Source organism: Streptomyces sp. ISL-98 (genome assembly GCF_018614055.1).
Classification (GTDB): domain Bacteria; phylum Actinomycetota; class Actinomycetes; order Streptomycetales; family Streptomycetaceae; genus Streptomyces; species Streptomyces spiramyceticus.
The window spans coordinates 19,418-32,135 of sequence record NZ_JAGGPB010000018.1 but is presented as its reverse complement, the minus strand read 5'-3'; the positions used below and the strand labels follow the sequence as shown (position 1 = coordinate 32,135).

At 71.7% G+C, this 12,718-nt stretch carries 10 protein-coding genes; 3 read left to right on the top strand and 7 right to left on the bottom strand.

All coding sequences use genetic code 11. From position 1 onward, the window contains the following. Positions 1-60: 60 nt before the first annotated feature. From J7I98_RS12790 to J7I98_RS12775, 4 genes are read right to left on the bottom strand one after another with little or no spacing between them, the layout of a single operon-like run. A complete protein-coding gene (locus J7I98_RS12790; protein ID WP_214920776.1) occupies positions 61-1,221 on the bottom strand; it encodes an acyl-CoA dehydrogenase family protein in 1,161 nt (386 codons plus the stop codon). Between the two features lie 2 nt (positions 1,222-1,223). Then, a complete protein-coding gene (locus J7I98_RS12785; RefSeq protein ID WP_214920811.1) occupies positions 1,224-2,150 on the bottom strand; it encodes a hydroxymethylglutaryl-CoA lyase in 927 nt (308 codons plus the stop codon). Between the two features lie 8 nt (positions 2,151-2,158). Further along, positions 2,159-4,231: a biotin carboxylase N-terminal domain-containing protein gene (locus J7I98_RS12780; protein WP_214920810.1), complete on the bottom strand. Its 2,073-nt coding sequence runs from the start codon at positions 4,229-4,231 to the stop codon at positions 2,159-2,161. 13 nt (positions 4,232-4,244) lie between these two features. Further along, positions 4,245-5,861, bottom strand: a complete 1,617-nt coding sequence (locus tag J7I98_RS12775) for a carboxyl transferase domain-containing protein (protein ID WP_214920775.1) — start codon at positions 5,859-5,861, stop codon at positions 4,245-4,247. Positions 5,862-6,104: 243 nt separating this feature from the next. Here J7I98_RS12775 and J7I98_RS12770 point away from each other — a divergent pair, with 243 nt between their 5' ends. From J7I98_RS12770 to J7I98_RS12760, 3 genes are all read left to right on the top strand, one after another. Next, positions 6,105-7,313 (top strand): DUF418 domain-containing protein, encoded by a 1,209-nt coding sequence (locus tag J7I98_RS12770; RefSeq protein ID WP_214920774.1) that lies wholly within the window; start codon positions 6,105-6,107, stop codon positions 7,311-7,313. A 67-nt stretch (positions 7,314-7,380) separates the two neighbouring features. Further along, on the top strand, positions 7,381-8,004 hold the full coding sequence (locus J7I98_RS12765) for a TetR/AcrR family transcriptional regulator (protein ID WP_214920773.1): 624 nt from the start codon (positions 7,381-7,383) through the stop codon (positions 8,002-8,004). Positions 8,005-8,110: 106 nt separating this feature from the next. Beyond that, complete coding sequence (locus J7I98_RS12760) at positions 8,111-8,893, top strand: phosphatase (RefSeq protein WP_214920772.1); 783 nt, start codon at positions 8,111-8,113, stop codon at positions 8,891-8,893. On the opposite strand, the gene tesB is transcribed toward J7I98_RS12760, so the two are convergent. From tesB to J7I98_RS12745, 3 genes are all read right to left on the bottom strand, one after another. Next, on the bottom strand, positions 8,883-9,758 hold the full coding sequence (gene tesB / locus J7I98_RS12755; protein WP_214920771.1) for an acyl-CoA thioesterase II: 876 nt from the start codon (positions 9,756-9,758) through the stop codon (positions 8,883-8,885). The two genes, J7I98_RS12760 and tesB, sit on opposite strands and share 11 nt — an antisense overlap. Positions 9,759-9,795: 37 nt before the next feature. Next, the gene (locus J7I98_RS12750; protein ID WP_214920770.1) at positions 9,796-10,953 is read right to left on the bottom strand and encodes an acyl-CoA dehydrogenase family protein; all 1,158 of its coding nucleotides are present in this window, start codon (positions 10,951-10,953) and stop codon (positions 9,796-9,798) included. Between the two features lie 107 nt (positions 10,954-11,060). Continuing rightward, positions 11,061-12,581, bottom strand: coding sequence for a PucR family transcriptional regulator (locus J7I98_RS12745; protein WP_251020544.1), 1,521 nt, complete (start codon positions 12,579-12,581; stop codon positions 11,061-11,063). Between the last annotated feature and the right edge of the window lie 137 nt (positions 12,582-12,718).

Sequence of the window (12,718 nt, the reverse complement as noted above, 5' to 3'; positions counted from 1 at the left end):
TCTTGTCCAGCCGGTGGTTCCCAGAGCCGCCCGCACGAAGCGCCCGCCGGGGCGGGGTTGTCAGCCGGAGAGGCCCAGCTCACGGGCGATCAGCATGCGCTGGACCTCGCTCGTGCCCTCGCCGATCTCCAGGATCTTGGAGTCCCGCCACATTCTGGCCACCGGGTACTCGTTCATGAAGCCGTAGCCGCCGTGGATCTGGGTGGCTTCGCGGGCGTTGTCGACGGCGACCGTGGAGGAGTAGAGCTTGGCCAGCGCCGCCTCCTTCTTGAACGGCTCGCCGTGGACCAGGCGTGACGCCGCGTCACGCCAGCCGATACGGGCCATGTGTGCCCGCATCTCCATGTCGGCGATCTTGAACTGGATGGCCTGGTTGGAGCCGATGGGGCGGCCGAAGGTGTGGCGCTCCTTCGCGTACGTCACCGACTCGTCGACGCAGCCCTGGGCCAGGCCCGTCGCAAGTGCCGAGATGGCCACGCGGCCCTCGTCGAGGATGCGCAGGAACTGGGCGTAACCACGGCCCTCTTCGCCGAGGAGGTTGCCCAGGGGGACCCGGACGTCGGAGAAGGACAGCTCGCGGGTGTCCGAGGCGTTCCAGCCGACCTTGGAGTAAGGGGCGGCGACCGTGAAGCCCGGGGTGCCGGAGGGCACGATGATCGCGGAGATCTCCGGCTTGCCGTCGGGCTTGCGGCCGGTGACCGCGGTGACCGTGACCAGGCCGGTGATGTCGGTGCCGGAGTTGGTGATGAAGCACTTGGAACCGTTGATCACCCACTCGTCGCCGTCCCGGCGTGCGGTGGTCTTCGTGCCGCCCGCGTCCGAGCCGCAGTCGGGCTCGGTCAGGCCGAAGGCACCGAGCATCTCGCCCGAGCAGAGCCGGGGGAGCCACTCCTGCTTCTGCTCCTCCGTGCCGAAGCGGTAGACCGGCATCGCGCCGAGGGAGACCCCGGCTTCGAGGGTGATGGCCACCGACGAGTCGACGCGGGCGAGCTCTTCCAGGGCGATGCCGAGGGCGAGGTAGTCGCCGCCCATGCCGCCGTACTCCTCGGGGAAGGGGAGCCCGAAGAGGCCCATCCTGCCCATTTCGCGGACGATTTCGTACGGGAACTCGTGGCGCTCGTACAGGTCGCCGATCTTCGGCGCCACGACGTCGTGGGCGAACTCCTCGACCGTACGGCGGAGTTCTTCGTGCTCGGGGGAGAGGCGGTGGTCGAGGGGCATGGCTACGACTCCTTGTGGGACAGGGCACGCACGGTGCGGGAGGGGCTGGGGCGGCCCAGCCGTTCGGCCATCCACGCGCTTGTGGCGGTGAGGCGGCCGAGGTCGACCCCGGTTTCGATACCGAGGCCGTCGAGCATCCACACGAGGTCTTCGGTGGCGAGGTTTCCGGTGGCGCTCTTCGCGTACGGACAGCCGCCGAGGCCGCCCGCGGAGGCGTCCACGGTGGTGACGCCGTGCTGGAGCGCGGCGTAGGTGTTGGCGAGGGCCTGGCCGTAGGTGTCGTGGAAGTGGACACCGATCGCGGAGGCCGGGACGCCCGCCTCGCCGAGCGCGGCGAGCAGGGCCCGGACGTGGCCGGGGGTGGCCACGCCGATGGTGTCGCCGAGGCTCAGCTCGTCGCAGCCCAGGTCCATCAGCCGTTTGGCCACGCCGACCACTTGGCGGATCGGGACCGGGCCCTCCCAGGGGTCGCCGAAGCACATCGACAGGTAGCCGCGGACATGGATCCTGTCGGTGCGGGCCTTGGCGACGACGGGCTCGAACATGGCGAGCGACTCGTCGACGGTCCGGTTGAGGTTGCGGCTCGCGAAGGTCTCGGTCGCGCTGCCGAATACGGCGATGCGGCGGGCGCCGAGAGCGAGGGCGCGGTCGAGCCCGCGTTCGTTCGGTACGAGAACGGGGAGCGCGACTGTGTCCGCCAGATCCTGGACGAGCGGGAACAGCTGTTCCGCGTCGGCCAGTTGGGGCACCCACTTGGGGTGCACGAAGCTGGTCGCCTCGATGGTGCGGAGCCCGGCGCCGGCGAGGCGGTGGACGAACTCGGCCTTCACCTCGGTCGGTACGACCGTCTTCTCGTTCTGGAGGCCGTCGCGTGCGCCGACTTCGTGGATGCGTACGCGGGCCGGCAGACCTTCTGCCGGTACCGCCATGGGAAGCGTCACAGCTCCTCCTCAGGGGTCTCCGGGACGACGACGGCCAGGACCTGGTCCATGGCGACGGTCGAGCCCGGTGTCACGTCGAGCTCGGTGACGGTGCCTGCGTGCGGGGCGGAGATGACGTGCTCCATCTTCATGGCCTCGACGACGAGGAGGCTCTGCCCCGCGTCGACGTGGTCCCCGACGGCCACCTTGACGACGGTGACGGTCCCGGGCATGGGCGCGGCGAGGGTGTCGACCCCGGAGCGCGCACTGCCGCTGAGGGCGGCGGCGACCGGGTCGTAGTCCTGGACGTGCCAGGAGTCGCCGTCCCGGCCGAGCCAGATGCCCTCCGGGCCGGTGGCGTGGCTGAAGGTGTGGGTGATGCCGGCGAGTTCGACGGTGAGGCGGTGCGGGGTGACGTCGACGAGCCTGGCCCCGGCGGCGGCCGGTGGCTCCGCGCCGCCCGACGCCTCCGCGACGGGGATCAGGATCTCCGTGCCCGCTGCGGTGCTGCGCAGCTGGACGGCCACCGGCTCGTGGCCCGGTACGCGGGCGTGGTGCACTGTCCAGGCCGGGGTGCCGCCGAGGCGCCAGCCGGAGCGGGCGGAAAAGGGGTCCGCCCAGCCCGGAGCGGCGGAGCCGCTTCCCCCGGTCCGCAGCAGCGCCGCCGCCGCGTAGACCTCCGGTGGGACGCCGTCCGGGATCAGGCCGTCCACGTCGCGCTCCACCAGGCCCGTGTCCAGGTCGCCCGATACGACGTCCGGGTGGGCCAGCAGGCGGCGCAGGAAGCCCGCGTTCGTCGGGACGCCCAGGGTGACCGTGTCCGCCAGGGCCGCGCGCAGGCGGCGCAGGGCCGTGGGGCGGTCGGGGGCGTACGCGATGACCTTCGACAGCATCGGGTCGTAGATGCTGCCGACCTCCGTGCCCTGCGTGAGGCCCGAGTCCGTGCGCACCCCTCCCCCGAATTCTCGGCTCCGCTCGAACAGGGGGGACCCCCACCCCTGCGGCTCGTACAGGGACAGGACTGTGCCGCCGGACGGGAGGAAGCCCCGTGACGGATCCTCCGCGCAGATACGGGCCTCGACCGCGTGGCCGGTGAAGGTGATGTCCTTCTGGCTGAAGGGGAGTTGCTCGCCGGACGCGACCCGCAGCTGCCACTCCACCAGGTCCAGGCCGGTGATCAGCTCTGTCACCGGGTGCTCGACCTGGAGGCGGGTGTTCATCTCCATGAAGTAGTACGACGAGGGGTCGTTGCCCGGGACGATGAACTCCACCGTGCCTGCCCCCCGGTAGCCGCAGGAGCGCGCCGCCTGGACCGCCGCCTCGCCCATCGCGGCGCGGGTGGCTTCGTCGAGGAGGACCGAGGGGGCCTCTTCGATGATCTTCTGGTGGCGGCGCTGGAGCGAGCACTCGCGCTCGCCCAGGTGGATCACATTGCCGTGGGCGTCCGCCAGGACCTGGATCTCGATGTGCCGGGGCCGGTCGATCCACCGCTCCACGAGCAGCGTGTCGTCCCCGAACGACGCCCGCGCCTCGCGCCGCGCCGCCGCGATCTCGTCCGCCAGCGCGGACTCGACCCGCGTCAGCCGCATGCCCTTGCCGCCGCCCCCGGCCGAGGGCTTCAGGAGGACCGGCATGCCGATCTCCCGTGCGGCGGCGGCCAGTTCGGCGTCGGTCAGGCCGCTGCCGGACGAGCCGGGGACGACGGGGACGCCCGCCGCCCGTACCGTCTCCTTCGCCCGGATCTTGTCGCCCATCAGGGCAATGGCGGAGGAGGGCGGGCCGATGAAGGCAAGACCCGCGTCCTCGCAGGCCTGTGCGAAGGCCGCGTTCTCGGCGAGGAAGCCGTAGCCGGGGTGGACGGCCTGCGCGCCCGTACGGGCAGCCGCGTCCAGCAGGCGGTCCGTACGCAGGTAGCTCTCGGACGCCGCCGCCGGGCCGATGCGGACCGCCGTGTCCGCCTCCCGTACATGCCGGGCGTCCGCGTCCGCGTCGCTGAAGACCGCGACCGAGCGCACGCCCAGCTCCCTGAGCGTACGGATGACGCGGACCGCGATCTCACCGCGGTTGGCGACCAGCACTGTGTCGAACATCGTCATCTGTCACTCACATCCGGAAGACGCCGAAGGCGGGCTCGGGCAGCGGGGCGTTGGCGCAGGCCGTGAGGGCCAGGCCGAGCACCTGCCGCGTTTCCAGCGGGTCGATCACGCCGTCGTCCCACAAACGCGCCGTCGCGTAATAGGCATTGCCCTGCTGCTCGTACTGCGCGCGGATCGGATCCTTGAAGGCCTCCTCGTCCTCGGGGGCCCAGGACTGCCCGCGCGCCTCCAACTGGTCGCGCTTGACCGTCGCAAGGACCGAGGCCGCCTGCTCGCCACCCATCACCGAGATCTTGGCGTTGGGCCACATCCACAGGAAGCGGGGGGAGTACGCCCGGCCGCACATCGAGTAGTTCCCCGCGCCGTACGACCCGCCGACGACGACCGTCAGCTTCGGCACCCGGGTGCACGCCACCGCCGTCACCATCTTCGCGCCGTGCTTGGCGATGCCGCCCGCTTCGTAGTCCCTGCCGACCATGAAGCCGGAGATGTTCTGGAGGAAGACCAGGGGGATGCCGCGCTGGTCGCACAGCTCGATGAAGTGCGCGCCCTTCTGGGCGGATTCGGAGAACAGGATGCCGTTGTTGGCGACGATGCCGACCGGGTGCCCGTGGATACGGGCGAAGCCGGTGACCAGGGTCTGCCCGAACTCCGCCTTGAACTCCTGGAATCGCGAACCGTCGACGACCCGTGCGATCACTTCGCGTGCGTCGTAGGGCGTACGGGAGTCCACCGGGACCGCCCCGTACAGTCCCGCCGGGTCGACCTTCGGCTCCTCGACCGGCTCGACCGACCACGGCAGCGCGCCGCGCGCCGGCAGCGTCGCGACGATGTTCCGGACGATCCGCAGGGCGTGTGCGTCGTCCTCCGCGAGATGGTCCGTGACTCCGGAGGTACGGGAGTGGACTTCGCCGCCGCCCAGCTCCTCGGCCGTGACGACCTCGCCGGTGGCCGCCTTCACCAGCGGCGGCCCGCCCAGGAAGATCGTGCCCTGGTTGCGGACGATGACTGCTTCGTCGCTCATCGCCGGGACGTACGCCCCGCCCGCCGTGCAGGACCCGAGCACCGCCGCGATCTGCGGAATGCCCGCGCCCGACATCCGGGCCTGGTTGTAGAAGATGCGCCCGAAGTGCTCCCGGTCCGGGAAGACCTCGTCCTGCATGGGCAGGAAGGCGCCGCCGGAGTCCACCAAGTACAGGCAGGGCAGCCGGTTTTCGAGCGCCACCTCCTGCGCCCGCAGGTGCTTCTTGACGGTCATCGGGTAGTACGTGCCGCCCTTGACGGTGGCGTCGTTGGCGACGATCACGCACTCCCGGCCGCTGACCCGGCCGATCCCCGCGATCACCCCGGCCGCCGGGGCGGCCCCGCCGTACATGTCCTCGGCCGCCAGCGGAGCCAGCTCGAGGAACGGCGACCCGGGGTCGAGGAGCGTGTCCACGCGGTCGCGGGGCAGCAGCTTGCCGCGTGCGGTGTGCCGGGCACGGGCCTTCTCACCGCCGCCGAGCCGCGCCGCGGCCAGCCTGTCCCGCAGTCCGTCCACGAGATCCTGATGGGCCGCTTCATTGGCCCGCCATGCCTCGGCTGCCGGATCGGCGGTGCTGGAAAGCACCGGTGCCTGCCGCATCTCCTGAGCCCCCTTGCCCGGTCGATGTGATGTTAATGAGCGTTAACGCTCGCGCCTTCAGGTTAACGAGCGCTAACCTCCCTGTCCAGGGTGAACCTTCCCGGTGGATTTCGTCCTCCGGGATGACCCCTTTTCGTGCTGTGGAGCGACGCGTTTTCGTGCTGTGGAGCGACGCGCCCCGGCGGGCGGGCTGTCATGCTCCGGTCGCGACATCGGACCGAACAGCACACGGGGGACGGGCGTATGGCCCACGAGACAACGACAACGGGGCCGGTGCATCCGCCCACGCCCACGCCCACGCCTTCCGGGCGGCGCCTCCTGGAGGTCGACGCGCTGCGCGGATTCGCGCTGGGCGGGATTCTCCTGGTCAACGTCATGACCATGTCCGGGCTGGACGTCGCGGGGCTCGGCAGTGCCGCGGGTTCCGGTGCCGACGGTGTCGCCGGATGGCTGGTGGTGGCCTTCGCGCAGGCCAAGTTCTATCTGCTCTTCTCCTTCCTCTTCGGCTACAGCTTCACGCTCCAGATCGGCTCGGCCGAGCGCGCCGGTGCCCGCTTCGTGCCCCGCATGGCGCGTCGCCTGCTCGGCCTGTTCGTCCTCGGCCTGCTGCACGCGGCATTCCTCTACACCGGCGACATCCTGATGATGTACGCCGTATTCGGTCTCCTCCTGCTTGCCGCCCGCCGCGCCGCGCCCGCCGCCGCGCGCACCGCCGCGATCTGGGTCTTCGCCGTCGCGGGCTGCCTGCTGCTGCTCGTCGGCCTGCTCGGGCTGCTCGGCGGGGCCTCGTACGAGGCCGAGGTGGACGCCGAAATGGGTGCCGAAGCGGCGCGGCTCACCGCTGCCTACCGTGGCGGCTTCGCCGACGTCGTCGGTGCGAATGTCGGGGCCTGGCCCGAGTACCTCGCCGCGGCGGTGCTCATGGGCGGCTTCGTCGTCGCCGCCTTCCTGGCGGGCTTCGCCGCCGGCAAGCGGCAGTGGATCAGCCGTGCCACTCCGGCCCGGCTGCGCCGCCTGTGCCTGATCGGCCTGTGCGCCGGCCTGCCCGGGGCGCTCTTCATGGCGGCGGGTGCTACGGGCCCCCTCCCGGGGCGCTGGGAACTGCTCGCCATCGCCGTCGGCACGATCACGGCACCGGCCCTCTCCGCCGCGTACGCCAGTGCCCTGCTCCTTTGGCTGCGCACCCGTCGCGGCGGGCGCGTCGCCGCCCGGCTGGCTCCCGCCGGGCGGATGGCGCTCACCAACTACTTGAGCCAGTCGCTAGTCATGGCGCTGGTCTTCACCGGCTACGGGCTCGGTCTGTACGGCCGGGTGGGCGCCGCGGTCGTGGTGTGCGGGGCGCTCGTCCTGTACGGCGCACAGCTCGCCCTCAGCGGTCGGCTGATGCGCCGGTACCGGCTGGGGCCTGTGGAGTGGGTGCTGCGGGCGGTGACGGTCGGCGGGCGCCCGTAAGGTGCTGGTCGGAGGGCCTGTTTCGCAGAGGTTAACGCCCGCTAACCTACCGGTTTAGAATGGACGCATGAGCACCAACGCCGCCGCACGCGTCGCGGCTCCGACCCGCCGCGAGCAGATCCTCAAGGAGGCCGCGCGCCTCTTTGCCGAACGCGGCTTCCACGGTGTGGGCGTCGACGAGATAGGCGCCGCCGTAGGGATCAGCGGCCCCGGTCTCTACCGCCACTTCCCGGGCAAGGACGCCATGCTCGCCGAGCTGCTCGTCGGCATCAGTGAGCGGCTGCTGGACGGCGGCAGGCAGCGGGCCGTTGCGGAGGCTGCCGACGGCAGCCCGGAGGCCGTCCTCGCCTCCCTCATCGACGGCCACATCGACTTCGCCCTCGACGACCGCCCCCTCATCACCCTGCACGACCGTGAACTGGACCGCCTCAGGGACAGTGACCGCAAGCGGGTACGGCAGCTTCAGCGCCAGTACGTCGAGTTGTGGGTGGCGGTGGTGCGGGAGCTGAATTCGGATGTGCCGGAGGCGGAGGCGCGGTCGGCGGTGCACGCGGTGTTCGGGCTGCTCAACTCGACCCCGCACCTCGGTTCTTACGGCAGTGGGCTGCCGGGGCGGGCGGCGATGGAGGGCCTGCTGCGGAGGCTTGCGCACGGGGCGTTCGGGGCGTTGGCGCCGGCGGGGGTCGGCTGAGGGAGCGCCTCCCGGACTCCGTCCGGGGGAAACCCCGACGGGCCGGAGGTGGGGCCTTCGGCCCAGCGTCCAGCGCGCCGTGCTCGCCTGACGGCACAATGGGTTCATGCCGATACCCAGCCGTGCCGCCCTCGTCGACCACCTAGTCCGCACCCGTATCGCCGGAGACGTCGCCACCCCCCGCGACAACAACCTCTCCCACTACCGCAAGCTCGCCAACGGCGACCGCCACTACTGGCTGGGTCTGGAGCTGGGGGACAGGTGGGCCGACGAGCAGGACGTCCTCGCCGTCATGGCGGAGCGCTGCGGCGTAAGTGACGATCCCGAGCACCGCGCAGGGCAGGACACCATTGACCCCGAGCTGACCGTCGACGCCCTCGACCGGATGGCCGCCCGGCTGCGCAAGGCCGCCGCCGGGAAGCAGCGGGTGCTGTTCGCGACCGGGCACCCCGGTGCGCTGATCGACGTACACAGCAGGACTGCGGCCGGGCTGCGGGCCGCCGGGTGCGACATCGTGCGGATTCCGGGCGGGCTCGTCGCGGACGAGGGGTACGTCGTCCAGTTCGCCGACGTCGCTCTCTTCGAGCGTGGCGCCAGCCTGTGGCACACCCATTCGCCGGAGCCGATGAACGCCATTCTGGACGCGCTGGAGGCCGAGGGAAGCGCGCTGCCCGACCTCGTCGTCGCCGACCACGGCTGGGCCGGGCGCGCTGGGCAGCGCGGGATCGACTCCGTCGGGTACGCCGACTGCAACGACCCCGCCCTTTTCATCGGCGAGGCTGAAGGCACCCTTCAGGTGGCCGTTCCGCTCGACGACCATGTCGTCGACCCGCGGTACTACGAGCCGCTGACGGAGTATCTGCTCGATGCGGCAGGACTCATCGCCTAGGGACGCGGACCACGCCCTCCTGGATGACGGTGATCGCCAGCCGCCCGTCCTGCGTGTAGATCCTGGCCTGGCCCAGCCCCCGTCCGCCCGACGCCGACGGCGACTCCTGGTCGTACAGCAGCCATTCGTCCGCCCGGAAGGGCCGGTGGAACCACATCGCGTGGTCGAGGGAGGCCCCGACCACGTCGCCCACCGCCCAGCCACCCCGCCCGTGGGCGAGCAGCACCGAGTCGAGCAGCGTCATGTCGGAGACGTAGGTCGCCAGGCAGACGTGGAGGAGCGGGTCGTCGGCGAGTTTGCCGTTCGTACGGAACCAGACCTGCGAGCTCGGGTCGCGCGGTTCGCCGACGGTGCCGTACGGCGGGGCGTCGACGTAGCGCAGATCAACTGCCGCGCGGGCTTCGAGCAGCCGGTCGACGACGGCGGGGTCGCGGAAGTGGTCCGCGTACGCCGGGAGCATCTGCGCGGCGGTGGGGAGCGTTTCCGGGGAGGGGGACGGCGGCATCGGCGCCTGGTGTTCCAGGCCCTCTTCGTACGTCTGGAACGACGCGGAGAGGTGGAAGATCGGCTGGCCGTGCTGGACCGCCACGACGCGGCGCGTGGTGAACGAACGGCCGTCGCGGATGCGGTCGACCGTATAGACGATCGGCGCCCCCGGGTCCCCCGCGCGCAGGAAGTACGCGTGGAGGGAGTGGGCGAGGCGGTCGGCCGGCACGGTGCGGCCCGCGGCGACGAGGGCCTGGGCCGCGACCTGACCGCCGAAGACGCGGGGGACGATCGCCGGACGGCTCACGCCTCGGAAGATGTCCTCCTCGATCTGCTCCAGGTCGAGCAGATCGAGGAGGGCGTCGAGTGCCTTGTTCATGAGGGCAGTTCTACAGGGCCGTTGAAGGAGGCGGGTCTTACAGGCCCATGTCCTTCGCGATGATCATCTTCATGACCTCGCTGGTGCCGCCGTAGATGCGGTTGACGCGGTTGTCCGCGTACAGGCGGGCGATCGGGTACTCGTTCATGAAGCCGTAACCGCCGTGCAGCTGGAGGCACTTGTCGATGACGCGGTGCGCGACCTCGGTGCAGAACAGCTTCGCGGACGCGGCCTCGGCCGCGGTCAGCTCACCGGCGTCGATGGCCTCGATGGCGCGGTCGACGACCGCCTCGGCGGCGTCCACCTCGGCCTTGCAGGCGGCCAGTTCGAACTTGGTGTTCTGGAACGCGGCCACCGGCTTGCCGAAGACGGTGCGCTCCTCGACGTACTGCTGCGCGAACCGGATCGCGGCCTTGGCCTGGGCGTACGCGCCGACCGCGATGCCGAGGCGCTCCTGCGGCAGGTTCTGGCCGAGGTAGTAGAAGCCCTTGTTCTCCTCACCGAGGAGGTCCTCGGCCGGGACCTTGACGTCGGTGAAGGAGAGCTCGGCGGTGTCGGAGGTCTTCAGCCCCAGCTTGTCGAGCTTGCGGCCGACCGCGTAGCCCTCGGCCTTGGTGTCGACGACGAAGAGCGAGATGCCGTGACGGCGGTCCTCGGCGGTGGGGGCGGCCGTACGGGCGCAGACGATGACACGGTCCGCGTGGACGCCACCGGTGATGAAGGTCTTGGCGCCGTTGAGGACGTAGTGCGTGCCGTCCTCGGAGAGCTTGGCGGTGGTCTTCATGCCCGCGAGGTCGGAGCCGGTGCCGGGCTCGGTCATGGCGATGGCGTACATCGTCTCGCCGGACACGAAGTCGGGCAGCCAGCGCTTCTTCTGCTCGTCCGTCGCGTACGCCTTGAGGTACGGCAGGCAGAGCAGGACGTGCACGCCGGAGCCGCCGAAGTTGACGCCTGCGCGGGCGGTCTCCTCGGCCATGACGGCCTCGAACTTGAAGGTCTCCAGGCCCGCGCCGCCGAACTCCTCCGGCACCTCGATGCCGAAGACGCCCAGCTCACCGAGCTTGTAGTAGAAGTCGCGAGGCGCTTGGCCCGCCGCAAACCACTCGTCGTAGACCGGGACTACCTCGGCCTCGATGAAGGCCCGGATGGTCTCCCGGAACGCCTCGTGGTCCTCGTTGTACACGCTACGGCGCACGGGTCACGCCCTCCCTCTGGGCTCTGCTGCATTGTCTAAGCGCTTGCTCATTCCTAAGTTACCGGGTGGTCACCGGGGCTGTCGAGGGTGCGGGACGGTCGTACGCGTCACAGCCAGCGCAGCGCGAACCAGAGGTCCATCCGTACGTCCGCGTCGTCGAGGTCGGCCCCGAGGAGGGTCGCGCAGCGGGCGATGCGCTGGCGGACCGTATTGCGGTGTACGTCCAGCGCGACGGCCGTACGGTCCCAGCTCCCGTGCAGCGACAGCCAGGTGCGCAGCGTCTCGGTGAGCGCCGGGGAGGCCGCGATCGGTGCCAGCTGCGCGCGAGCGTGCGCCCGGGCTTCGTCCGGCGCGACCAGCGATGCGACGCCCGCCCCGGGCTCCCCCCGGTCCCGCACCAGGGGGCTGCGGGTGGCCTCGGCGCGGCGTACCGCCTGGGCGGCGCGGGTGTCGGCCGCCGGGAGGTCGCGCGCGGGGACGGGGGAGCTCACGCCGAGCGTCCAGCCGGGCTGCGGCGCGATGTCGCGGGCTCCGCTCACCAGGACCCGCACCCCGCCGTCCTCCGCCGCGTCCACCAGCGCGCTGCCGAGCGCGGCCCCGAGCGCTGCGGCGGCGAGCGGGCCCCGGGGGGCGCCCGCTGCGGTGCTCCCCGCCGCGCCCCTGCCCTGGCCGGTCGGCCGGGCGTGCACCGCCGTCCACTCGCCCGCGCCCAGCTCCGGCGCCACGTCGGCGGGGTCCGCCCCCAGCAGCAGCCGCACCAGCGCGGCGGCGCGGCCGGCTTCGGCGGTGCCCTGGTGGGGCGTGGTCAGCAGCGACAGCAGTACGACGGCGACCCCGGCGATGGTGTGGTCCCCGGCCGTACGCCGCTCGGAGGCAACCCCGAGGACGAGGTCCTGGCCGCCGGTGAGGGCGTAGGCGGCGAGATGGGTGCCGCCGACGGCGTCGGTGGCGGAGGAGGGCGCGGCCCTGGGGGCGGAGATCTCCCCCACCCCACCCCTTCCCGAGGGGTTCACCACCCGGGCCAGGTGGGTCAGGGCGGTCTGCGCCTCCGGGGGAGGCGGGCTGCCGGCTGCCGCCAGCGGGGCGCCCTCCGGCGACAGGAGTACCGCCCACGCGCCGCCCAGCCTCGCCGTGAGCTGGTTCAGGACCGCCGGGACCGGGTCGGGGCGGGCCGCCGCCGTCGCCAGGCCCTGTTGGGCCTCGGTCACGCGGCGCAGCTCGCGGTGGCGGGCCTCCGCCATCAGGCGCCACACCGCGCGGGCGATCGCCGTGAACGTGGTCGGCGGCGGGACCTCCAGAAGGGGCAGGCCGTAGCGGTCGCACGCCTCGACCAGCGCCGGAGGGACCGTGTCGTACACCGGCGCGACGCCGAAACCGAGCGCCGCCGCACCCGCCTGAGCGACCCGGGACACGTAGTGGTCCGCGTCCGTCAGCAGGACGCCCGCCGTGAGCAGCAGCTCGCCGCCCAGCAGGTACGGGTACGGGTCGGCCATCTCCGAGGTGTGCACCCAGTGCACGTCGGCGTCCTCGGGGCCCGCGATCCGGCGCAGTCCGAGATCCTCCCGGGCCAGCAGTGCGGCCAGCGGGATCGCCGGGGACGGTGGGGAGGCGGGTGATGGTTCCTGCATGGATGGTCCATCCATATGGGCTCGTGAGGATGGATGAAACGTACACTTCAGCGTTGCCTTCCGGCCACCTACTGTCGTGCCGACCGGCGGCCGCGGGTACGGGCGGATGTCCCCGCACAAGAGCCGCCGGACTCCCT